Source organism: Pseudomonas sp. TH15, from assembly GCF_016651105.1.
In the GTDB taxonomy this organism is placed as follows: domain Bacteria; phylum Pseudomonadota; class Gammaproteobacteria; order Pseudomonadales; family Pseudomonadaceae; genus Aquipseudomonas.
This window is the reverse complement of record NZ_JAEKEL010000001.1, coordinates 747,261-769,502: the sequence shown is the minus strand read 5'-3', so window position 1 is coordinate 769,502 and position 22,242 is coordinate 747,261. Positions and strand designations below refer to the sequence as shown.

Annotated in this window: 25 protein-coding genes; 13 read left to right on the top strand and 12 right to left on the bottom strand. The window is 60.4% G+C overall.

What is annotated here, in order from left to right; genetic code table 11:
• Nucleotides 1-14: 14 nt before the first annotated feature.
• On the top strand, nt 15-338 hold the full coding sequence (gene sutA, locus JFT87_RS03595; protein WP_201198856.1) for a transcriptional regulator SutA: 324 nt from the start codon (nt 15-17) through the stop codon (nt 336-338).
• Between the two features lie 112 nt (nt 339-450).
• Here sutA and JFT87_RS03590 read toward each other — a convergent pair whose 3' ends face one another.
• Genes JFT87_RS03590 through lptM form a run of 6 tightly spaced genes read right to left on the bottom strand, consistent with a single transcriptional unit; the run spans nt 451 to nt 5,064 of the window.
• Entirely contained in the window at nt 451-1,158 is a 708-nt protein-coding gene (locus tag JFT87_RS03590) for an HAD family hydrolase (protein WP_201198854.1), read from the bottom strand.
• Nucleotides 1,155-2,054, bottom strand: a complete 900-nt coding sequence (gene xerC, locus JFT87_RS03585; protein ID WP_201198852.1) for a tyrosine recombinase XerC — start codon at nt 2,052-2,054, stop codon at nt 1,155-1,157. Before xerC ends, JFT87_RS03590 begins: the two co-directional genes overlap by 4 nt.
• A gap of 2 nt (nt 2,055-2,056) precedes the next feature.
• On the bottom strand, nt 2,057-2,782 hold the full coding sequence (locus tag JFT87_RS03580) for a DUF484 family protein (protein ID WP_201198850.1): 726 nt from the start codon (nt 2,780-2,782) through the stop codon (nt 2,057-2,059).
• A 13-nt stretch (nt 2,783-2,795) separates the two neighbouring features.
• Nucleotides 2,796-3,626, bottom strand: a complete 831-nt coding sequence (gene dapF, locus JFT87_RS03575) for a diaminopimelate epimerase (RefSeq protein WP_201198848.1) — start codon at nt 3,624-3,626, stop codon at nt 2,796-2,798.
• Nucleotides 3,627-3,630: 4 nt separating this feature from the next.
• A complete protein-coding gene (gene lysA, locus JFT87_RS03570; protein ID WP_201198847.1) occupies nt 3,631-4,878 on the bottom strand; it encodes a diaminopimelate decarboxylase in 1,248 nt (415 codons plus the stop codon).
• A 9-nt stretch (nt 4,879-4,887) separates the two neighbouring features.
• Nucleotides 4,888-5,064 (bottom strand): LPS translocon maturation chaperone LptM, encoded by a 177-nt coding sequence (lptM, locus tag JFT87_RS03565; protein WP_201198845.1) that lies wholly within the window; start codon nt 5,062-5,064, stop codon nt 4,888-4,890.
• A gap of 314 nt (nt 5,065-5,378) precedes the next feature.
• Here lptM and cyaY point away from each other — a divergent pair, with 314 nt between their 5' ends.
• From cyaY to rnk, 3 genes are all read left to right on the top strand, one after another.
• Nucleotides 5,379-5,711, top strand: a complete 333-nt coding sequence (gene cyaY, locus JFT87_RS03560; protein ID WP_201198843.1) for an iron donor protein CyaY — start codon at nt 5,379-5,381, stop codon at nt 5,709-5,711.
• 4 nt (nt 5,712-5,715) lie between these two features.
• Entirely contained in the window at nt 5,716-5,937 is a 222-nt protein-coding gene (locus tag JFT87_RS03555) for a DUF1289 domain-containing protein (RefSeq protein ID WP_201198841.1), read from the top strand.
• A gap of 222 nt (nt 5,938-6,159) precedes the next feature.
• Complete coding sequence (rnk, locus tag JFT87_RS03550) at nt 6,160-6,570, top strand: nucleoside diphosphate kinase regulator (RefSeq protein ID WP_201198839.1); 411 nt, start codon at nt 6,160-6,162, stop codon at nt 6,568-6,570.
• A gap of 5 nt (nt 6,571-6,575) precedes the next feature.
• Here rnk and JFT87_RS03545 read toward each other — a convergent pair whose 3' ends face one another.
• The 3 genes from JFT87_RS03545 to JFT87_RS03535 form a co-directional block, all read right to left on the bottom strand.
• Nucleotides 6,576-9,422, bottom strand: coding sequence for a class I adenylate cyclase (locus tag JFT87_RS03545; RefSeq protein ID WP_201198837.1), 2,847 nt, complete (start codon nt 9,420-9,422; stop codon nt 6,576-6,578).
• 182 nt (nt 9,423-9,604) lie between these two features.
• A complete protein-coding gene (locus JFT87_RS03540; RefSeq protein ID WP_150748704.1) occupies nt 9,605-9,850 on the bottom strand; it encodes a TIGR02647 family protein in 246 nt (81 codons plus the stop codon).
• Nucleotides 9,851-10,107: 257 nt separating this feature from the next.
• A complete protein-coding gene (locus tag JFT87_RS03535) occupies nt 10,108-10,392 on the bottom strand; it encodes a hypothetical protein (RefSeq protein WP_201198835.1) in 285 nt (94 codons plus the stop codon).
• Between the two features lie 124 nt (nt 10,393-10,516).
• Between JFT87_RS03535 and JFT87_RS03530 the strand changes: the two genes are divergently transcribed.
• Nucleotides 10,517-11,176 carry a glutathione S-transferase family protein gene (locus tag JFT87_RS03530; protein WP_201198834.1) on the top strand — a complete coding sequence of 220 codons (660 nt, stop codon included), beginning with the start codon at nt 10,517-10,519 and terminating at the stop codon, nt 11,174-11,176.
• A 129-nt stretch (nt 11,177-11,305) separates the two neighbouring features.
• On the opposite strand, the gene argH is transcribed toward JFT87_RS03530, so the two are convergent.
• Nucleotides 11,306-12,700: an argininosuccinate lyase gene (gene argH, locus JFT87_RS03525; protein ID WP_201198833.1), complete on the bottom strand. Its 1,395-nt coding sequence runs from the start codon at nt 12,698-12,700 to the stop codon at nt 11,306-11,308.
• Nucleotides 12,701-13,160: 460 nt separating this feature from the next.
• Here argH and JFT87_RS03520 point away from each other — a divergent pair, with 460 nt between their 5' ends.
• The 7 genes from JFT87_RS03520 (at nt 13,161) to JFT87_RS03490 (ending at nt 19,670) form a co-directional block, all read left to right on the top strand.
• Nucleotides 13,161-13,907, top strand: coding sequence for a LytR/AlgR family response regulator transcription factor (locus tag JFT87_RS03520; protein ID WP_201198832.1), 747 nt, complete (start codon nt 13,161-13,163; stop codon nt 13,905-13,907).
• 138 nt (nt 13,908-14,045) lie between these two features.
• A complete protein-coding gene (gene hemC / locus JFT87_RS03515; protein WP_201198831.1) occupies nt 14,046-14,987 on the top strand; it encodes a hydroxymethylbilane synthase in 942 nt (313 codons plus the stop codon).
• On the top strand, nt 14,984-15,751 hold the full coding sequence (locus JFT87_RS03510) for a uroporphyrinogen-III synthase (RefSeq protein WP_201198826.1): 768 nt from the start codon (nt 14,984-14,986) through the stop codon (nt 15,749-15,751). The genes hemC and JFT87_RS03510 overlap by 4 nt, the downstream gene beginning before the upstream one ends.
• A gap of 16 nt (nt 15,752-15,767) precedes the next feature.
• A complete protein-coding gene (locus JFT87_RS03505) occupies nt 15,768-16,910 on the top strand; it encodes a uroporphyrinogen-III C-methyltransferase (RefSeq protein ID WP_201198824.1) in 1,143 nt (380 codons plus the stop codon).
• A complete protein-coding gene (locus tag JFT87_RS03500) occupies nt 16,907-18,145 on the top strand; it encodes a heme biosynthesis protein HemY (RefSeq protein WP_201198822.1) in 1,239 nt (412 codons plus the stop codon). Before JFT87_RS03505 ends, JFT87_RS03500 begins: the two co-directional genes overlap by 4 nt.
• A gap of 336 nt (nt 18,146-18,481) precedes the next feature.
• Nucleotides 18,482-19,033, top strand: coding sequence for a disulfide bond formation protein B (locus JFT87_RS03495; protein WP_201198820.1), 552 nt, complete (start codon nt 18,482-18,484; stop codon nt 19,031-19,033).
• Between the two features lie 178 nt (nt 19,034-19,211).
• The gene (locus JFT87_RS03490; RefSeq protein ID WP_046045098.1) at nt 19,212-19,670 is read left to right on the top strand and encodes an Rsd/AlgQ family anti-sigma factor; all 459 of its coding nucleotides are present in this window, start codon (nt 19,212-19,214) and stop codon (nt 19,668-19,670) included.
• Between the two features lie 57 nt (nt 19,671-19,727).
• Here the strand turns inward: JFT87_RS03490 and JFT87_RS03485 are convergent, their stop codons facing one another.
• Nucleotides 19,728-20,393, bottom strand: a complete 666-nt coding sequence (locus tag JFT87_RS03485) for an FKBP-type peptidyl-prolyl cis-trans isomerase (RefSeq protein WP_201198812.1) — start codon at nt 20,391-20,393, stop codon at nt 19,728-19,730.
• 192 nt (nt 20,394-20,585) lie between these two features.
• On the opposite strand from JFT87_RS03485, the gene JFT87_RS03480 reads away from it, so the two are divergent.
• The gene (locus tag JFT87_RS03480; protein ID WP_201198810.1) at nt 20,586-21,764 is read left to right on the top strand and encodes an AlgP family protein; all 1,179 of its coding nucleotides are present in this window, start codon (nt 20,586-20,588) and stop codon (nt 21,762-21,764) included.
• Here JFT87_RS03480 and JFT87_RS03475 read toward each other — a convergent pair.
• The gene (locus tag JFT87_RS03475; protein ID WP_201198809.1) at nt 21,761-22,225 is read right to left on the bottom strand and encodes a TIGR02444 family protein; all 465 of its coding nucleotides are present in this window, start codon (nt 22,223-22,225) and stop codon (nt 21,761-21,763) included. The genes JFT87_RS03480 and JFT87_RS03475 overlap by 4 nt on opposite strands.
• Nucleotides 22,226-22,242: the final 17 nt, after the last annotated feature.

Here is a 22,242-nt window from a genome sequence, read left to right as displayed (position 1 = left end):
TCATGAGGTAGAACATGAGCGACGATGATCTGGAAAACGACGACCTCGAAGTAGGTGACGAAGACGAGGCCGAAGAAGGTTTGGAAGCAGCGGCGGAAGACGTTGCTGACGACGACGGCGGTGATGCGCCGGCTCCGACCGCTAAAGGCAAGGCCAAGGCTGCTGTGTCAGTCGATGAGCTGCCGAGCGTCGAAGCCAAAAACAAGGAGCGCGATGCCCTGGCCAAGGCCATGGAAGAGTTCCTTGCCAAAGGTGGCAAGGTGCAGGAAGTGGAGGCCAATGTGGTCGCCGATCCGCCCAAGAAGCCTGACAACAAGTACGGCAGCCGGCCTATCTAAGCGCCTGCTACTTGCTTGCCGAAAAAGCCCGCCGTCGCTGCGGGCTTTTTCATGGGTGAGGACAAAGGGTCGAAAAGCTTCGCGGGCAAGCTTTGCTCCCACGGGGTTTGTGTCAGGCCGAGGCTGCGTTCCACCGTGCCAAGACCGCCGGCAAATCGGTCAGGCTGCGAATCTCCGCATCCGGCAGGCGATCCGCTTCCCAGGCTTTGCCTGTCGGGTTGAACCAGATCGCACGCAACCCTGCCTGTTGGGCGCCAGCAATGTCATCGCCCGGATGATCGCCAATGTGCACCGCCGTATCGGCCGTCGCACCACCACGCTGCAAGGCTTCGTGAAACAGTCGCGCATCGGGTTTGGCGATGCCGATGTCTTCGGCGCACAACGCAAACTTGAAGTAATCCGCGAGCCCCAACCGGCTTACATCAGCGTTGCCATTGGTGACCACGCCGAGGGCGTAATGGTTGGCCAGGATTTCCAGGGTCGGCTCGACCTCGGGGAACACCTGGATCTGGTGCCGTGCATGCAGAAACACTTCGAAACTCTGATCCGCCAGGTCTGAAGCCTGGCCATGGTCGTAACCGGCCTCTTCCAGCGCATGAAACAACACATGCCGACGCAGGGCGCTGATGCGATGTTTGAGGCTCGGATCGTTGATCAGTACCCGTTCACGAATGGCCCACAAATGCTCCACCGGCACAGCGCCCAGCTTCGGCGCATGTTCGGTCAGCCATTCACGCAAGGTAGCTTCGGCACTGACGATCACCGGGGCGGTGTCCCACAGGGTGTCGTCGAGGTCGAAGGTGATCAGTTGGATTCTCATGACTCATCGCCTTTAATGCGTTTGGCCCGCGGATGGGCACTGTCGTAGACCGTTGCCAGGTGCTGGAAGTCCAGGTGGGTGTAAATCTGGGTGGTCTTGATGTCCGAGTGGCCGAGCAATTCTTGCACGGCGCGCAGATCCTGAGAGGATTCAAGCAAGTGGCTGGCGAAGGAGTGACGCAGCATGTGGGGGTGCAGGTTTTGTCCCAGCTCACGCTCGCCTGCAGCCTTGACCCGCACCTGAATCGCCCGTGGGCCGAGGCGCCGGCCTTGCTGGCTGACAAATACTGCGTCGTCGGCCGGATTGGTCATGGCGCGCAACGGCAGCCAAAGCTCCAGCGCTTCGCGAGCCTTTTTGCCGACCGGCAGCAGCCGAGTCTTGCTGCCCTTGCCGAGCACCTGAACCATGCCGTCGGCCAGGTCCAGCTGATCGAGGTTAAGCCCGGTCAGCTCCGACAGCCGCAGGCCAGAGGAATAGAACAGCTCCAGAATCGCTTGATCCCGACGTGCCAGAAAATCATCCTCGACCGCGCCTTCCAGCAGTTGCAGCGCACGGTCAGTGTCGAGAGTTTTCGGCAAGCGACGTTCACCCTTGGGCGGCGCCAGGCCATTGGCCGGGTCGTGATCGCACAGGCCTTCGCGATTCAGGTAGTGATAGAGCCCGCGCACCGCCGACAGCAGTCGTGCCAGGCTGCGGGAGGATTGACCCTGGGAATGCAGGCGAGCAATCAGGCTGCGCAATCGCTGAATATCCAGCGCGGCCCAGCTACCGATGTTCTGTTTGACGCACCAGCCCAGCACTTTGTCGAGGTCGCGGCGGTAGGCATATAGCGTGTGAGGCGACACCTGACGCTCACTGCGCAGGTGTTCGCAGTAAGCGTCCAGTTGTCGTTCCACGATCAGCGTACCGAGCGTAGGGAGTTGTTGACCCGTGGCAGCACGCGGCCCATGACTTCGGCGATGTAGCTCAGGAACAGCGTGCCGACCGAGCTCTTGTAGTGCTGCGGATCACGGCTGGCGATGGCCAGGACGCCGTGAATACCTTGATAGCTGATGGCGACGACGGCGGTGGAGCCAATCTGCTTGCGTTGTTCTTCGCCGAACAGGAAGTCCAGTTCGTGCTCGCGCAGGCTGCCGCTGACGCTTTTGTCTTCCGAGAGCAGGCCGCCGATGGCCACTTGCGCTTCGGCGTGGGTGGCCCATCGGCCGACCGGCATCGGGTTGTCGCCCAGCAGGATCAGGCTGACGAAGGGCACCTGGAAGTCCTGGCGCAGGCTGTCTTCGACGCCGATCACCACGTCTTCGAGGCTGGTGGCATCCATCAGCGCGAGAATCAGGCGGCGGGTTTTTTCGAAGAGGCGGTCGTTGTCGCGGGCCACGTCCATCAGGTGCGAGAGGCGGTGGCGCAGCTCAATGTTGCGGTCGCGCAGGATGGTCATCTGGCGTTCCACCAGCGAGATGGTATCGCCGCGCTGGTGGGGAATACGCAGGGCCGGAAGCAGTTCTTCGTGCTCGATGAAGAAATCCGGATGAGCCTCCAGGTACGCGGCAATCGCCGCCGCCTCAAGGCTTTCGGAAGGGGATTCGTCGGGCTGTAGGGCGGGAACCTGAGGCTTATCTTTCATGGATTTGGCTCTCTCAAAGACGCACTTGTCCTTCATATACGCGTACTGCCGGGCCGGTCATCATGACCGGTTGGCCAGGGCCTGCCCATTCAATGGACAGGCGCCCGCCGGGCAGGTCGATCAATAGCGGCGAATCCATCCACCCCTGGCTGATCGCGGCCACTGCAGCAGCGCAGGCGCCGGTGCCGCAAGCCTGGGTTTCCCCGGTCCCGCGTTCCCAGACACGCAGCTGCGCACGGTTCCGGTCGATGACCTGGAGAAAACCTACATTGACCCGCGACGGAAAGCGCGGATGGTTTTCGATTTTCGGTCCCAGTTCATGCACCGGTGCGTTGTTGATGTCGTTGACCCGCAGCACCGCATGGGGATTGCCCATGGACACCGCCGCCAGTTCGACCGTGGTGCCGTCGACTTCGAGCTGATAGCTCAAAGCCTGACCCTCGGCTTCAAACGGGATGTCGGCCGGTACCAGGCGCGGTGCGCCCATGTCGACGCTGATCTGGCCGTCGCTGCGGATATCCAGTTCGATGATGCCGCTTTTAGTCTCGACACGAATCTGCCGTTTGGCGGTCAGGCGCTTGTCGAGCACGAAGCGGGCGAAGCAGCGTGCACCGTTGCCGCACTGCTCCACTTCGGAACCGTCGGAGTTGAAGATCCGATAACGGAAGTCCACGTCCGGGTTGCTCGGCGCTTCGACGATCAGCAACTGGTCGAAACCGATGCCGGTGTGCCGATCGCCCCATTGCTTGGCGTGCTTTGGCAGGATGTGCGCGTGCTGGCTGACCAGGTCGAGGACCATGAAGTCATTGCCCAGGCCGTGCATCTTGGTAAAACGCAGCAGCATGGTTTTACTCCGGCAGCAGGCTTTCGCCAGCAAACAACTCGGCTACCGTCTCACGGCGACGCACTTCAAATGCCTGATCACCGTCCACCAACACTTCGGCGGTACGCCCGCGGGTGTTGTAGTTGGAGCTCATGACAAACCCGTAGGCACCGGCCGAATGCACGGCCAACAGGTCGCCTTCTTCCAGGGCCAACTGACGATCCTTGGCCAGGAAATCGCCGGTTTCGCAGATTGGGCCGACGATGTCATAGGCACGAGCCGCGGTGTCGCGCGGGCGCACGGCGGTGACGTCCATCCAGGCCTGGTACAGCGCCGGGCGGATCAGGTCGTTCATGGCCGCATCGACGATGGCGAAGTCTTTGTGTTCGGTGTGCTTGAGGTACTCGACCTGGGTCAGCAGCACGCCGGCGTTGGCAACGATGTAGCGGCCCGGCTCGAACACCAGGGCCAGCTCGCGACCTTCGCAGCGCTCGCGCACGGCTTTGATGTAGTCGGCCACCAGCGGCGGCTCTTCATCGCGATAACGCACGCCGACGCCGCCGCCGAGGTCGATATGACGCAGGTAAATGCCGCATTCGCCCAGACGATCGATCAAGCCCAGCAGGCGATCGAGCGCGTCGAGGAACGGTGGCAGGCTGGTCAGTTGCGAGCCGATGTGGCAATCGACGCCGAGCACTTCCAGGTTAGGCAGTTGTGCGGCACGGATGTACACGTCTTCGGCATCGGCAATGGCGATGCCGAACTTGTTCTCTTTAAGACCGGTGGAAATGTACGGGTGGGTGCCGGCATCGACGTCCGGGTTCACGCGCAGCGAGATCGGAGCACGAACGCCCAGCTCGGCGGCAACCACTTGCAGGCGTTCCAGCTCATCGGTGGACTCGACGTTGAAGCAATGCACGCCGACTTCCAGGGCGCGACGCATGTCTTCACGGGTCTTGCCGACACCGGAGAACACGATCTTGTCGGCGCTGCCGCCAGCGGCCAGTACGCGTTCCAGTTCGCCACGGGAGACGATGTCAAAACCGGCGCCGAGACGGGCCAGGACATTCAGTACACCCAGGTTGGAGTTGGCCTTGACTGCAAAGCACACCAGGTGCGGCACGCCGGCCAGCGCATCGGCATACGCCAGATACTGGGCTTCGATGTGGGCGCGGGAGTAGACGTAGGTCGGTGTGCCAAAGCGTTCGGCGATGGCGGACAGGGCCACGCCTTCCGCGAACAGCTCACCGTCACGGTAGTTAAAAGCGTCCATGGCGTTCCCTTATTGGTAGACGTCGTGCTTGTGTGCTTTGGATGCAGGGGTCTGTTGCGACGACTTGGCCTGCTCGGCTGGGTCCTGGTTGTCATCGGGCAGATACAACGGGCCTTTTTGACCACAGGCCGACACTAAGCAGGCAACCGCAACGAGCGCGGCAAGGGAAGAGATCAGGCGCTTCATGGCGAAATCCTTGAAAATGCGTTAATTGCGCCGGAGTATACCGGCCACCCGGCAGCTTGCCTATGTAACGCGGCTCCCGTCCGGCGGGGCTTGTGCCGATGCAGGTCGGCCAAGCGCAGCCCATGTGGGAGCGAGCTTGCTCGCGATGGCGTAGTGTCAGGCACCATTGATGTTGAATATGATGGCCTCTTCGCGAGCAAGCTCGCTCCCACAGGTTTCGTGATCGCCCTTGGTCGTTATCCTTTGCAATCACCGGGGCTCGCCCGTATCTTGCGGCGCTTGAGCGTGATCAGACACTTTTTGAGGTTCCTGCAATGAGTTTGACCGAAGCCCGTTTCCACGACCTGGTCGATACCACCCAGCAGATGCTGGAGGATATTTTCGACGAGAGTGACCTGGATATTGATCTGGAGAGCTCGGCCGGTGTTCTTACCGTCAAGTTCGAAAACGGCAGCCAGTTGATCTTCAGCCGTCAGGAGCCGTTGCGTCAGCTGTGGCTGGCGGCGGTGTCCGGCGGGTTCCACTTCGACTATGACGAAGAGAGCGAGCGCTGGATGTGTGACAAGAGCGAAGAGCAGTTGGGTGAGATGCTTGAGCGCATCGTCAAGCAGCAAGCTGGCGCAGAATTCGAATTCGAAGGTCTGTGAAACTGTGACTCAGCCTGCATCTGTTCGTCCGCCCAAGCCGCTTTACAGTAATGTCAGCGCGGCGGTGCCTTCGCCGTGCAGCGGGGTGTGTCGGTTGGATGAGCAGAAGGTTTGCCTGGGGTGTTTTCGCCATGTTGAAGACATCCGTGAGTGGCGCTCGGCTGATGATGATCGGCGGCGGGTTATTTGTGCCCAAGCCACAGACCGTCGCAATTCCTCAATGTAGGAGCTGCCGCAGGCTGCGATCTTTTGCTTTTAAAGATTCAGGATCAAAAGATCGCAGCCTGCGGTAGCTCTTGCAGAGGGAGCATGGGGTGGGTGGCTTGTATATTTATTGAGCTGTGATAGTGTCCGGAAACGCCTCAACCCATCGAGGCCCGTGAAAACCCCGCCTTTTTCTGGCGGGGTTTTGCTTTTTTTGTGCAGAAGAAAGGAGTCTGCCTGGATCATGACCGTACCTTCTATCACCCTTACCCGTCTGGACGTGCAACGTCTGGAGCGCCTGATCGACAGCCTGGATGACTCGCTGCCGGGCGTTATCGCGCTGCAAACCGAGCTGGATCGCGCCGATACACTGGTCGGTCACGATGAAGTGCCCGCTGATGTCGTGACCATGAATTCGCGCGTGCATTGCCGCGAAGAAATCAGTGGCAAGGACTATCACCTGACGCTGGTTTATCCCAAGGATGCCAATGCCGACGAAGGCAAGATTTCCATTCTGGCGCCGGTGGGCAGTGCCTTGCTCGGCCTGAAAGTCGGTCAGCACATTGACTGGCCCGCACCGGGTGGCAAGACCCTGAAACTGACGCTGCTGGAAGTTGAATCGCAGCCAGCCAATGGCGGCGACTGCTCATTCTAAAAGACTTAGACCTGCTCGAGCGCTTCGTTCAAGGCGCGCTCCAGGTCGGCCTTGTAGCGTAGATACAGATTGCTTGAACTCTGCCCATCACCGAGCAGGCCTGTCAGGTCCAGGTCGGTGATGTAGCAGCGGTAGCGTTCAGTCTCGCGGCGCTGGTTGATGATCTCCCGGGCGACCACGCTGAACAACTGATCGCCATACTCCAACTCCGAAAACTCCCGTTGATTGCAATACAGCGTGACCTGCACCTGCCCCGGTGCGGCTTTGCCGATGATTGCCTGGACGTCATAGAACGGTTTGTTGACCGGGGTTTGCGGCGCTGGCCGGTTTTCAACCCGCCGTGCCCGGCCGGGGCCGGACGGCAATAGTTGGTAATACAGCGTGTCGAGGCTTAGCGGCTGGGCGGCGTCCATCGGCAGCAAAGCGTCGCGGCGATACAGGATCGATTGCAGGAAGCGTTGCAGCGGCACCAACAGGCTTTGTTCGTCGTGATAGGGCAGGCGCTGCTGCCATAACGCATTGAATTCATCCAGCACGTACAGATCGGCCTGCTGCTCGTTGATCCGGTAGAACACCTGAATGCACTCGGGCTGACCCATCGGCAGCAGCAGCGCGAGGTCTTGTTCTTCGAGGGCCATCGGGTCCAGGTGCAGCGGGCTGTAGCTCGCCAGCTCTTCGCCAAGGTAGTCGAACAGCGCCGGCAGGGTAGCGAGGGCGACGTGGTTGACCTGGCCGGGCACCAGTTCCAGCACGTGGTAATGCTGCTGGACCTGAAACAGGTAGCGATGATTGAGTTTGCTCAACAGCAGGTTTTGCGCGGTGTCGATGATGGCTTCGACGCGCTGGGCGATGAACTGCGCGCGGTTGTGGCAGAAACAGCGGACCCGCAAGCGCGGCTGCTGTGGCCCTTTGGGCAGGTTGTTGAGGTAGTCGCGCAGGCAGTCGAGCAGGGCGTGAGGGCCGTCATAGCGACTGACCAGCACTTCGTTCCAACTGTTGAGGGTGACCTGATCGAGGGTCAGCACCAGGTTCTCCCGCACGCCCGCGTAACTCAGGGAGTCGGTGCGCTCGGTGGTCATCAGGATGTTCAGGTCGCGATGATGCTTGAGCGGATCGACGCCGACGTTCACCAGAATCAGCACTTCGCTGGGCACGCTGGGACGCAACAGCGGTTCTTCGGCAACGGTGGTCAGGGGCAGGGCGATGGTCTGTTGCAGGCTGCCGAGCAGGTTGAACAGTTCGAACTCGCTCAAATCGCTGCTGCCGGGGTGCAAGGCCAGGCGGGTGCTGCTGTCGATCACGCCGTTGCGGTGGCACCAGGTCAACAGTTCGAGCAATTGGCGGCTGCGTTTGATCGGCGCGAAATGTTCCCACTCATGGGCGGTCAGGCTGCCGTTGTACAAACCCCATTGGGTTTGCCCGGGTTCTTTTTTGTTCGGCGCCTGCACCAGCGTCAGGGTGTCTTCGGCCAGGTCCGGGGCGATGCCCGGGTTAATGAATTCGACCTTGTCGGCCTTGCGCTCGAACGCTGCGTACAGCCTTCGTCCGAGCACGTTGAGGTCGCGCTTGTTGATCAGGCTGACGGTTTGCTCGGCGCGGGCGAATTGGGTCAGGAAGCGGTAGCTGTAATTCAGTTCATTGACCAGGGCTCGGCGCTCGGCACTGACCTGACGGACTTTCCACTGACTGCGACTGTCGAGCAGCGCCAGCTGCCGTTGATCCCAATGCCATTCGTTGGCCAGGCGTTCCAATAGTGAACGCTGCCAACTTGCGGTGCGACTGCTGCTGCCGGTCAGCTTGCGATTGACCTTCAGGTATAGCGCGCGGCGTACCAGTTCCAGGCGTTCGGGCTCGCCACGGGCAGTCAGGTATTCCTCGATGCGCCGGTAGACCACGATGTACGGGTCTAGCTCATCGAGGTCCAGCCGATTGGCAAATACGGCCTGTTTGAAACGCAGGCTCAGGCAATGGACCTTTGGGTGCTCGCTGGCGTAAACCTCGGTCAACAGCAGCTTGAGCACTGACTTATAGGGCGACTCGATGCCCTTGAACAACTGCCACAGCCCGGCGCCGATGAATTCCCCTGGCGGAATGTGCGCCAGATGCCCGAGGTCCAGGGTTTCGTCAGCGCGGATGAAGCGCTTGGAAATCAGCGTGTGGGTGTACTGGTCGTAACCGGCCTCTTCGTAGACCGGCACCAGCCACCAGATCGGTGTGCGCCCGGCCAGCCAGATTGCGGTGCGATAGAACTCGTCCAGCAGCAAATAGTGCTGGGTGGTGCCGCAGTCTTCCGAACTCAGTTGAGTATCCCGTTCGCCGCGCACGAAGCGGGTCGGGTCGATCAGGAAGAAATGCGCCTCGGCACCCTGGCTGGCGGCCCAGACTTCGAGTAACTGGCATTTCTTGCGCAGCTCGGCGAGTTCGTTTTCGCTCAAGTCCGGGGCGTGGCAAACCCACACGTCCATGTCACTTTGATCGGCCTGGGCGAGGGTGCCGAGGCTGCCCATCAAAAACAGCCCGTGAATCGGCCGTGGTGGATTGCTGCCGTGGCGTGGCTTGTAGGAAAACGAACGGGTCAGCCGTTGGGCTTCGGCGAGCACATTGTTGTCGGGTTCGTAGTTCGACAGCCCGGCCGGCGTGCTGCCGGAAACGTAGCCCGGCAACAGCGGATGATTGACGTGGAAAAACAGCGGCAGCAAGGTCAAGACCCCTTGCTGGCGCGTCGACAACCCTTCCATGGCCCTGGCCATGCGGCCTTCATTAAGCTTCAGAAAACGTGCGCGCAGCTGGCTGAGAACCTTGCGGTCGATTCCCTCGTCCAGATCGGGGCGAATTTCATGGGTGCGGGTCATGTCAGCTCAAACCGGCTCGCGAGGCTCGGACGTGGGGGACTACGGATGACGGGCAGTTTAGCGCCTCGGCCCCGGGACTTTTAAGCTGAATTTGTGTTTCTGGCGTCAGATCTCTATCGCGAGGCGACAGAATGCCCGCGGAAATCCCGTGGAAGGGGTTTCCGTGGGCGATGCGGTGGTGCTTAGGCTGTTTCCTGGACGCTCAGAATGGTCAGGACGGTTTGTATATTTTGCGCGGCGTCACGACCCAGGCTGGTCAGGTAACCGCCATCGGGCTGGTCGATCAGGTCTTTCTCATACAGGCGTTGGGCGGCGGCAATCGCTTTCGGGGCAGCGGTCTGATGGATTTTCAAACCTTCCTGGGAACTGTCCAGGTTGAAGAGGGCGAGGATTTCCAGTTCGGCAACCAACTCAGGGGTAAGCGACATAAGGACTCCAGACTTTCTAGGAATTAGACGACAGCGCCCCTAAGGTGAGCCCACTCGTGCGGCATGTCCAGTGCTTCAGATCAGGGATTTTGTCTTGAGGCGGATTCCAGTGTAGTCCGGCTCCGTGAGATGGCTGGCCGGATACGTAACAAACCTTGTGGGAGCGAGCCTGCTCGCGAATACGGTGTGTCATTGAGCGTGTTTTTGCTGATGCACCGCATTCGCGAGCAGGCTCGCTCCCACAGGGGATTGTGTTGTTACGGCTTCTCTGGCGGCAGCTCTGGCAGGGCGCGCAGGGCGGTTTCGTACCATTCGGTATTGAACGCGCGGTCTTCTTCGAGGATCGCGTCGATTTCCACTGCTAGCACGTGGGCCATCAGGTTGAGGATTTCTTCACGCTCGTAACCCACCAGGGTCAGCTTGTTGAAGGTTGCCTTGGCGGCTGGCGGGTTGTCGCTTTCGATCTGGTTTTCAATCGCTTCGATCAAAGTGTTCTCGGCGAACTCTTCTTCGTCGATCTCGATATCAGTTGGCTCGCTCATGGCAGGCTCCTCAAGTTAAGGCGGGCAGTTTACCTGCATTCAACGCTGTGATGCTGCTGGCAAGAAACGCTTGAGCGTTCTATAAAAGGCACCTGCCAACCCCGCACGGCCTGGAGGCTATGTGATGCTCAAGCTTTATGGATTTTCCGTCAGCAACTACTACAACATGGTGAAGCTGGCGCTGCTGGAGAAGGGACTGCCGTTTGAAGAAGTCCTGTTTTACCCGGGACCGAGCCCTGAGGCGCTGCTTATAAGCCCGCGCGGGAAGATTCCGGTGCTGGGCGTCGAACAGGGCTTCGTCAACGAAACCAGTGTGATCCTCGAGTACCTCGAACAAAGCCAGAAAGGCACGCCGCTGCTGCCGAGCGATCCCTTTGAGCGGTCGCGAGTGCTGGCGCTGGCCAAGGAAATCGAGCTGTACATCGAATTGCCGGGCCGCGCCTGTTATCCCGAAGCGTTTTTCGGCATGACCGTGCCTGAGGCGATCAAGGACAAGACCAAGGCCGAGTTGCTGCTGGGCTTCGCTTCGCTGGGCAGGCACGCCAAGTTCGCCCCTTACGTGGCAGGTGAGAGCCTGAGCATTGCGGATTTGTATTTCCTCTACAGCGTGCCGCTGGCCTGTGCGGTCGGGCAGAAGCTGTTCGGTATTGATCTGTTGGCCGAGATACCGGCGGCCAAGGCGCTGCTGGAGCGTCTGGAGCAGAACCCGCATGTACAGCGGATTGCAGCGGACAAGGATGCGGCGATGCCAGGGTTTTTGGCGATGGTCGCGTCCAAGAAGTAGGTTTTTGTAGCGTCTTCAAGAATGCATTCGCGGGCAAGCCCGCTCCCACATTGGATCTGGTGTACACAGCATGTGTGTTCACCACCGAACTAATGTGGGAGCGGGCTTGCTCGCGAAGCTTTTGGCGGTTTAACGGCTAGCTAACAACGCCTGGCCGCGAACCACTGCTTTCTTGACCTGCGCCGGCGCAGTGCCGCCGATATGGTCACGGGCATTCACCGAGCCTTCCAGGGTCAGCACGGCAAACACGTCCTGATCGATCTGGTCGCTGAACTTGCGCAGCTCTTCCAGGCTCATTTCCGCCAGGTCCTTGCCGCTTTCCACGCCGTACTTCACCGCATGGCCAACGATTTCGTGGCAGTCACGGAACGGCAGGCCGCGGCGCACCAGGTAATCCGCCAGGTCAGTGGCGGTGGAGAAGCCGCGCAGCGCCGCTTCGCGCATGATTGCGTGCTTGGGTTTGATCGCCGGGATCATGTCGGCAAAGGCTCGCAGCGAGTCGCGCAGGGTGTCGGCGGCGTCGAACAGCGGCTCTTTATCTTCCTGGTTGTCCTTGTTGTAGGCCAATGGCTGGCCTTTCATCAGGGTCAGCAGACCCATCAGTGCACCGAATACGCGACCCGTCTTGCCGCGAACCAGCTCCGGCACGTCCGGGTTTTTCTTTTGCGGCATGATCGAGCTGCCGGTGCAGAAGCGGTCCGGCAGATCGATGAACTGGAATTGCGCGCTGGTCCACAGCACCAGCTCTTCGGAGAAACGCGACAAGTGCATCATCGCGATGCTCGCGGCGGAGCAGAACTCGATGGCGAAGTCGCGATCGGAGACGTTGTCCAGGGAGTTGCCGCCGACAGCGTCGAAGCCCAGCAACTGCGCGGTGAACTCACGGTCGATCGGGTAAGTAGTGCCGGCCAGCGCGGCGCTGCCCAATGGCATGCGGTTGGTGCGCTTGCGGCAGTCCACCAGACGCTCGTAGTCGCGGCTGAGCATTTCGAACCAGGCCAGCATGTGGTGCCCGAAGGTCACCGGCTGCGCGGTTTGCAGGTGGGTGAAGCCCGGCATGATGCTGCCGGCTTCGCGCTCGGCCTGCTCCAGCAAGCCTTTTTGCAGGCGAGTGATTTCGGCCAGAATCAGGTCGATCTCGTCACGCAGCCACAGGCGGATGTCGGTGGCGACCTGGTCGTTGCGGCTACGGCCGGTGTGCAGCTTTTTACCGGTCACGCCGATGCGGTCGGTCAGGCGCGCCTCGATGTTCATGTGTACGTCTTCGAGGTCGATGCGCCAGTCGAACTGGCCGGCCTCGATTTCACCCTGGATGGTCTTCAGGCCATCGGTGATGCTGTCGCGCTCGGCATCGGTCAGCACGCCGACCTTGGCCAGCATGGTGGCGTGGGCGATCGAGCCCATGATGTCGTGGCGATACAGGCGCTGGTCGAAAGTGACGGAGGCGGTGAAGCGGGCGACGAAGGCGTCGACGGGTTCACTGAAGCGGCCGCCCCAGGACTGATTGGTCTTGTCAGTGCTCATGAATTCGCTCGTATCGGCTTGAAGAAAGTTGGCGTTGAACGCTGTGGCGGATAATAACAGGGTTGCCAATCCTGTCGCTGACACTGGTCGATACGTTTTTTTCTCATGTGCAGGGCCATACTCGGGGCAACACTGGAGGGAATTGCGCAACGATATTTTTCATTTGAGCAATATCGCGCCGGCAACCGTCTACAGTTGGACAGTAGGAACAGCGCACTTCTCTACGCTGCGGCTGACTATAAGAAGAGGGGGTGTTCGTATTGTGTATCAGCAAACCCTACGGCGATGCCTCGCCAACGCGGGCCCGGGCCGCCAATCGCCCGGCAGATGAAAATTTAGCCGCCGGTCTCGCGGCACTTTTTGGCCCTCGCGCCAGTCTTAGCGTGGATCGCGGTGACGGATGTCACTTCACCTGTCTACGCTATCCTTGTGCGAGACTCACGCAGGAATCCAGCGCAATATGAATGTCCTGATCGTTGATGACGAACCCCTAGCCCGCGAGCGCCTGAGCCGAATGGTCGGCGAACTCGAGGGATACAGTGTCATGGAGCCCGGCGCCACGAACGGCGAAGAGGCGTTGGCGCTGATCGACAGCCACAAGCCGGATATCGTGCTGCTCGATGTCCGCATGCCGGGCCTTGATGGTCTGCAAGTGGCTGCACGGTTGTGCGAGCGCGAAACACCGCCAGCTGTGGTGTTTTGCACCGGTCCCGATGAATTCGCCGTGGAGGCCTTGCAGGCCAGCGGTGTCGGTTATCTGGTCAAGCCGGTGCGCGCCGAGCAATTGCTCGAGGCCTTGAAGAAGGCCGAGCGCCCCAATCGTGTCCAGCTTGCCGCCCTGACTCGCCCGGCTGCCGAAACAGGTAGCGGCCCGCGCAGTCACATCAGTGCCCGCACCCGCAAAGGCATCGAGCTGATCCCATTGGGGCAGGTGGTCTATTTCATTGCTGACCACAAGTACGTGACCTTGCGCCACGAAGGCGGCGAAGTGCTGCTGGATGAACCGCTCAAGGCTCTTGAAGACGAATTCGGCGACCGTTTCGTGCGGATCCACCGCAACGCCCTGGTTGCCCGCGAACGTATCGAGCGCCTGCAACGCACGCCGTTGGGGCATTTCCAGCTGTTTCTCAAAGGCCTGAACGGCGACGCGCTGATTGTCAGCCGCCGTCACGTGGCCGGCGTGCGCAAAATGATGCAGCAGCTTTAATCCGCCACTCACAGGCGGATTTCACACCCAATTGCCGGATGTTGAAGGCCAGGGAGGCCGTGCAGTTCCTGATACAAGTCAAAGTGGATTTGACTGAGCTGTTATTATCCGCCGTATCTATTCAGTACGGATTGATCCATGTCCTCTCGCGAAATCCGCATCGCCACCCGTAAAAGTGCGCTGGCCCTATGGCAGGCCGAATACGTTAAAGCTCGCCTGGAAGAAGCCCATCCGGGCTTGCAGGTAACGCTGGTGCCCATGGTCAGTCGCGGCGACAAGCTGCTCGACTCGCCACTGTCGAAAATCGGCGGCAAAGGCCTGTTCGTCAAGGAACTGGAAACCGCGCTGCTGGAAAACGAAGCCGACATTGCTGTGCACTCGATGAAAGACGTGCCGATGGACTTCCCCGAAGGCCTCGGTCTGTTCTGCATCTGCGAGCGCGAAGACCCGCGCGATGCCTTCGTTTCCAACACCTACGCCAGCCTGGATGAGTTGCCTCAGGGCCGCATCGTCGGCACCTCCAGCTTACGCCGTCAGGCCCAGTTGCTGACCCGCCGTCCGGACCTGGAAATACGTTTCCTGCGCGGTAACGTCAACACGCGTCTGGCCAAGCTCGACGCCGGCGAATACGACGCCATCATCCTCGCCGCCGCCGGTTTGATTCGCCTGGGTTTCGAAGATCGCATCACCTCGGCCATCAGCGTCGACGACAGCCTGCCTGCCGGTGGCCAAGGCGCGGTCGGTATCGAATGCCGTAGCGTCGATAGCGAAATCCACGCCTTGCTGGCGCCCCTGCATCACCAGGACACCGCCACCCGCGTCACGGCCGAACGTGCCCTGAACAAACATCTGAATGGTGGCTGCCAGGTACCGATCGCCTGCTACGCCGTGCTTGAAGGCGATCAAATCTGGTTGCGTGGGCTGGTGGGCGATCCAAGCGGTGGCCTGCTGCTTAACGCCGAGGCCCGTGCGCCGCGCAGTGAAGCTGAATCGCTGGGTGTGCAGGTCGCCGAAGATCTGCTGAGCCAGGGCGCCGGCGACATTTTGAAAGCGGTCTACGGCGAGGCAGGTCACGAGTGACCGGCTGGCGTCTGCTGCTGACGCGCCCCGCAGATGAGTCGGCGGCGCTGAGCAGCGTGTTGGCCGAGCAGGGGGTTTTCAGCAGTTGTCTGCCGCTTTTGGAGATAGAGCCGATTGCGCCCTCTGACACAATGCGCGCAGTGATAGCGGGTCTGGATCGCTACTGTGCGGTGATTGTGGTCAGCAAGCCGGCCGCCAGAATCGGCATCGATCTGCTCGGCCAGTGTTGGCCGCAGCCACCGAAGTTGAAGTGGTTCAGCGTGGGCGTTGCGACGGCTCAAATCCTAGAGGCTTCCGGCCTGGATGTAAGTTTCCCGGCCGAGGGCGATGACAGCGAAGCCTTGCTTGAACTTCCCGAGTTGCGCGAGGCTATCGCCCGGCCCGATCCGCGAGTGTTGATCATGCGCGGGGAGGGCGGGCGCGAGTTGCTGGCTGAGCGTTTACGCGAGCTTGGTGCTAGTGTCGATTATCTGGAGTTGTATCGTCGCGGCTTGCCGCACTATGCGACGGCTGCGTTGCCGGACCGGATCGAAGCGGAACGCTTGAACGGACTGGTGGTCAGCAGTGGACAGGGTTTCGAGCACCTGCACCAATTGGCCGGCGATGCCTGGCCACGGTTGGCGCGGTTGCCGTTGTTTGTTCCAAGCCCAAGAGTCGCCGAGCTGGCACGTGCCGCCGGGGCTCAAACAGTTGTGGATTGTCGTGGCGCGAACGCCGCGGCTTTGCTGACGGCGTTACGGGAGCAACCCGTACCCGTTCTCTAATGCAAAGGATGGATACGTGAGCGAAACAGCCTTGCCTAAAGATGACGTCCAGCCGGTGCTCGATGCACCTGTTGAAACACCACCACCTGCTGCTGTGCAGCGCCGAGGCAATGGCCTGGCAATCGTCGCACTGTTGTTGGGTGCCGCTGGGGTCGCCGTGGGCGGTTGGGGTGTCTGGCAGGTACGTCACCTGCAAGCCAATACTCAAGCGCAGTTGAGCCAGGTCCAGGCCTTGAGCGATCAGGCACAAAGCCTGAAACTCAGTGATCAGCGCCTGACCGCACGCCTGGAGCAACTGCCTGCCGCCGACGAGCTGGAAGACCGCCGTCGTCTGGTGACGCAGTTGCAAGGCGATCAACAACGCTTGAATCAAAAGCTGGAAAGCGTCCTCGGCGCCAGCCGCAAGGATTGGCGTCTGGCCGAGGCCGAGCACTTGCTGCGTCTGGCCAGCCTGCGTCTTTCGGCATTGCAGGACATCAGCAGCGCCCAGGCCCTGGTGCAGGGCGCCGACGAAATTCTCCGCGAACAGAACGACCCCGGCGCCTTTGCCGCCCGCGAACAAGTGGCCAAGACCCTGGTGGCCTTGCGCAGCACCGAACAGCCGGACCGCACCGGGTTGTTCCTGAAACTGGGTGCCTTGCGAGACCAGGTGATCAACCTCACCGAGCTGGCGCCGGAGTACAAGGACCGTGGCGAATCGCTGTTGGGCCTGACCGCCGATGGCGATGGCGCCAGTCGTTGGGCGCAATGGTGGGATGAGATCTCGCGTTACATCCGTATTGACTTCAACGCTGAAAAGAATGTTCGTCCTTTGCTGGCCGGGCAGGGTTTGAGCCAGGTCCGTCTGGCCTTGAGTCTGGCGCTGGAGCAGGCGCAGTGGGCTGCGCTCAATGGTCAGGCGCCGGTGTATACCCAGGCGCTGACCGAAGCGCGGGACGTGCTCAAGGGCAACTTCAATGCGGACAACCCGCAGAGCAAGGTGATGCTTGAGCAGGTTGGCGAGTTGAGCACGCAGCCGGTTACGGTCGTCACGCCAGACCTGACGGGCACGTTGAGTGCGGTCCAGGCCTATCTTGAACGACGCAATGTCAGTGCCGAGGACTCGATCAAGCCGCTGGCCAAACCTGCTGCGGACACCGCGCAGGAGGCCACGCCATGAAACGCCTCTATGTGATCGTGTTTCTGGTCATCGCCGCCGCCGGGGTGCTGGGGTTGGCGATTGCCGAGCACTCGGGCTACGTGCTGATCGCCTACAAGAGCTTCCGTTACGAGTCGAGTCTGTGGGCGACCCTGGCCTTGCTGGCCGTGCTCTGGCTGGTGTTTTGGGGCATCAAGGCGTTGATCGAGTTGGTGACGACCTCCAGCGGCGTGGTCAATCCGTGGTCCCGTCGCAATCGCAGCCGCCGGGTGCAAGTCGCCATCGAGCATGGCCAGCTGGACCTCGCCGAAGGTCGTTGGGCCAGTGCCCAGCGTCATCTGTACCGGGCCGCAGAAGCCGAGCGTCAACCACTGCTGTACTACCTCGGTGCGGCACGTGCCGCCAACGAACAAGGTCACTACGAGGAATGCGACAACCTGCTGGAGCGCGCCCTCGAGCGCCAGCCCCAGGCCGAGTTGGCGATTGCCTTGAGTCACGCGCAATTGCAGACCGACCGTGGTGATACCGAAGGCGCCCTGGCGACGCTGGAAGCCATGCACGAGCGTCACCCACACAACGTGCAGACTTTGCGTCAGCTACAGCGCCTGCATCAGCAGCGGGGCGACTGGTCGGCAGTCATTCGGCTGCTGCCGGAGCTGCGCAAGGACAAAGTCTTGCCTGTCGCCGAACTGGCTGAGCTGGAGCGTCGGGCCTGGGGTCAAAACCTCAGCCTTGCAGCGCGCGGTGAAGAAGACGGGACGGTCGGGTTGCAGTCACTCACCCGCGCCTGGCAACAGCTTACTAATGCTCAGCGCCAGGAACCGCAATTGGTGCTGGCCTATGCTGAACAACTGCGCCAGTTGGGCGCTCAGGTCGAGGCTGAAGAAATCCTGCGTGCGGCGCTCAAGCGCAACTTTGACAGTCATCTGGCACGTCTCTACGGACTAGTACGCGGTAGCGATCCGGCGCGGCAGTTGCAAACCGCCGAGGGCTGGCTCAAGGATCACCCGGCCGACCCGAGCTTGCTGTTGACCTTGGGCCGCCTGTGCCTGCAAAGCAGCCTTTGGGGCAAGGCCCGGGACTATCTGGAAAGTAGCCTGCGCCTGCAGCGCAACCCGGAAGCCTGTGCGGAGCTCGCCAGGTTGCTGGCACAGTTGGGCGATACCGAGCGCAGCAACCAACTGTTCCAGGAAGGCCTTGTCCTGCTGGACGAGCGCCTGCTGGCGGCACCGCTGCCGGTACCTGTTCGGGCCTGACATCCAGGATTCAGGATTTGGCATAAACCTGTGGCGGGGGAGCTTGCTCCCGCTGAGGTGCGAAGCGCCTTCAAAAAGGGACTGCTGTGCAGTCCAACGGGAGCAAGCTCCCTCGCCACAGGCAAGCTCCCACTCCACAAAGTGCTGTGTTCAGTCGCACGATGTTTACCTTTGTAGCCCTGTATCGGAAACGTCCTACCGAGGGCTGCATCTTATCCTCTCTATTCTGTCGGGAATTCCCTACACCTCTGGTGAAGTGTCCGTGCCGGCCTGCCTTGAAAGGCTGCCGCGCTTTCCTCTACCGTAACCGCCTGTCTCTACTGTTACGGATTAGCCATGTCTTTGGCCTGCTCACGCTCCTTGTTTTTCATGGCTTTCACCGCAGGTGCCCTGGCCTTGGGCGTTTCCTATTACCTCGAATATGTGGTCGGGCTCAAACCCTGCGGGCTGTGTTTATTGCAGCGCGGTTGCCTGGCGCTGCTCCTGGTTGTTTACCTGGTGGCTTCGGTACATGGTCCGCGACGATTCGGTTCTTTCGTCTATTGGCTGCTTGGTTTGTCCGCCAGCCTGGGCGGGACTGTCGCGGCGTGGCGGCAGGTGTTGTTGCAGAGTGATCCGCAGCAACAACTCTCGCTCTGTTCGCCCAATCTGGAAGCTTGGTTCGGGAGTATGCCTTGGGGCTGCGCCGTACAAAGGCTGTTCAAGGGCACTGACGACTGCGCCGAGATCTCGTGGACCTTGTTTGATCTGAGCATCCCCGAATGGAGTCTGCTGTTCTTCGTCGCGATGCTGATCCTGGGGATTTACCAGTTACTGCGCCACGTCTGGATCGCCTGTCAGGGACCGCCCAGCGGCGAGTCGTCGCACCGGGCCGGGACGGGTGATTAAACACTTGTATGAACTTTATCTCCTGCGTACCTTGAAGCCATTGTCGTGCGGGCATAATCTGGCCCGCACGTGTCATTGGAATTATGTTGCTCGATGACGCTCTGCCTGGCCGATCCTTGACCCTCAAGAGTGCGGCAGGTGTAGAGCAGCATGACCCACATAGGGAAGAGAGATCACCATGCTCGAAAGTTGTCAGAATGCTCAGGAACGCTGGGGTGGAGTGCATCTGCTGATCGATCGCTGGTTGCAGGAGCGTCACGAACTGGTTCGGGCCTATGATGCTCTCGGCGCGAAGCCTGAAGCTCTGGGCGAGAACCGCAAGCCGTTGCAGGAATTTTGCGGGGTGCTGGTCGATTACGTATCGGCGGGGCATTTCGAAATCTACGAACAGCTCACCGGTGAAGCCAAGGCCTTTGGTGACACTCGTGGTCTGGAGTTGGCCGAGACCATCTATCCGCGCATCGACGTCATCACCGAGAAGCTGCTGGCGTTCAACGACCTGTGTGATGCAGGCCAGTGCGTAGCCGAGAAATTCAAGGAGCTGGGTGGCCTGCTGCACGAACGCTTCGAACTGGAAGACTGTCTGATCGAAGTGCTGCACACCGCTCACAAGGAAGAGGATTCGGTTCAGGCCTGATCCAGGTCCCGATCAAAAAAACGGTGCGCCCAAAGCGCACCGTTTTTTATTGCCTGCTCAACTCGTCGCGCCGCGCAATTCCACTTCAAACACCAGCGGTGTGAACGGTGCGATCAAGTCACCGGCACCATCTGCGCCGTACGCTTGATCCGATGGAATCACCAGTCGCCATTTCGCACCTACCGGCATGTTCTGCAACGCGGTGCGCCAGCCAGCGATCACGCTGTCGAGGTTGAACCACTGCGGCTGAGTGTTCTGATCGAACACGGTGCCGTCCGGCAACCGCCCGATATATAGCACCTGCACTTTTCCATCGGGGCCCGCCTTGGTACCAGTGCCTGGCGTCAACTCGGTCAGCAGGATGCCGTCGGCCAATTCCTTCACACCCGGTTTGGCTTTTTCTGCGGTGAGAAAACGTTGTTCGTTTTCCATCGCAGCATCGCTCGAGGGTTGTGAGGAATGCTCGGCATTCTGCGATTCGTGATCGGCCAGAATCTGCTCGATGCGTGCTTCGCTGAGCGCCAGGGGTTTGCCTTGATAGGCTTGCTGCAACCCTTCGATCAGCGCTTGAAGTTGCAGGTCGGGAACCTCCTGGCGCAAGCGTTCGCCGAGACTTGCGCCTAAGCTGTAAGCGAGATCGTGAGCATCATTCTCAGCGGTTTTTTCGGCGGCTTGAACGGTGGAAAAACACACGAGCAGGGATAAAAAAAGGTAGCGCGACATGGGCACTCTCCGACCTCAGATGCGGGGGATTATGCCAGCGAGAATGGGTTAAACGGTGAACTGCTTTTGCGCAGATGCAGAACATTTTCAATCCGGTGCAACGCCGCGCTTTCGATACTGTCAACATGACCTAGCGGCGGTGTCAGCAGAGGTCTAGTATGAGCCGCATTCACGTCAGCCAGGAGGTAAACCATGTCGGCCACCAAGAAGCCTGTAAATACTCCGTTGCACTTACTCCAACAACTTTCGGGCAGCCTGCTCGAGCATTTGGAAACCGCTTGTTCCCAAGCCTTGGCTGATGCTGAAAAACTGCTCGCCAAACTGGAAAAGCAGCGCGGAAAAGCGCAAGAAAAACTGCACAAATCCCGTACCAAATTGCAGGACGCTGCGGCGGCCGGCAAAGCCAAGGCACAAGCCAAGGCCAAGGACGGAGTGAAGCAACTCGAAGACCTGCTCGATGCTTTGAAGGATCGTCAGTCCGAGACCCGCACCTACATTCTGCAACTCAAGCGCGATGCTCAAGAAAGCCTGAAACTGGCCCAGGGCGTCGGTCGCGTACAAGAGGCTGTCAGCAAGGCGTTGTCCCTGCGTTCGGCCAAGCCAGCTGCGGCACCTGCCAAGAAAGCCGCTGCCAAACCGGCAGCAGCCAAGGCTCCGGCAAAAGCAAAAACTGCGGCGGCCAAACCAGCTGCAAAAGCTGCTACTAAAACTGCGGCCAAGCCAGCTGTAAAAGCGCCGGTGAAAGCGGCTGCAAAACCTGCAGCGAAAAAACCCGCTGCAGCGAGCGCTGCAAAACCAGCGGCTAAAACCACTGCGGCAAAACCTGCTGCCCGTACTGCCGCTGCTAAACCAGCTACCCGCGCTGTCGCTGCAAAACCAGCTGCTGCCAAAGCTGCGCCAGCGAAAACCGCTGCCGCCAAACCGGCCGCTAAACCCGCTGCCAAAGCTGCAGCAAAACCAGCAGCAAAACCTGCTGCTAAAACTGCCGCTGCCAAACCGGCTGCCAAACCAGCTGCAGCCAAACCCGTTGCAAAAGCTGCGGCAAAACCCGCCGTAAAAGCCGCCGCCAAACCGGCAGCCAAGCCAGCCGCCAAGCCGGCCGCCGCTGCTAAACCAGCGACTGCTGCCGCCAAGCCTGCTGCTGCAAAAACAGCCGCCAAGCCTGCTGCAAAACCTGCCGTGAAAAAGCCAGCCTCTGCCAAACCAGCTGCCGCCAAACCGGCCATTGCACCAGCCGCCAAGCCTGCCGCAGCGGCAACTTCGGCTGCTCCAGCGGCACCTGCTCCAGCCGCTACTGCCTCGACACCTTCGACTGCGCCAACGCCAGCCGCTGCGTCGAGCGTCAGCAACAATCCAACCAGCGCCTCCTAAGTGCCGGTTACCGCGACGCGCAGCACTTGCAGCGCGTCGCGGTTCGGGCTGGTGGCCGCTCCCGCCAGGCTTTCCAGCCATTCCCCCGACGCTGAGGTGTCATGCATCGGCCAGTCTTGAGCCGTTTGTTCCAGTTGCAACAACAGATGCCGTTCGGCTTCCAGCTCCAGTGCCTTGATTTGCTCGCGTAACGCATTCAGATCGGCGTCGTCAGCGGCGGCGGCTTTCCATTGCTGGCGTAACGTGCGCATCGGTTGCACGACATTCACCTCCCAGGGCTCGGCCACCTGAAAAAGTTGCTGCAAGCGTTGCTCGGTGCAGTCCACAGCCCTTTGTTCCAGCCACAGGCCACAGAGCAGCAGGCAGACATTTGCTCCCGCCGATTGCAATTGCAGGCACAGGCTTTCAACGCCGGGGCGGGCGTAAGTGCCAAGGGAAAAGCTCCACAGGTCAGAGGACATAGTGCTACTCGCGCCAG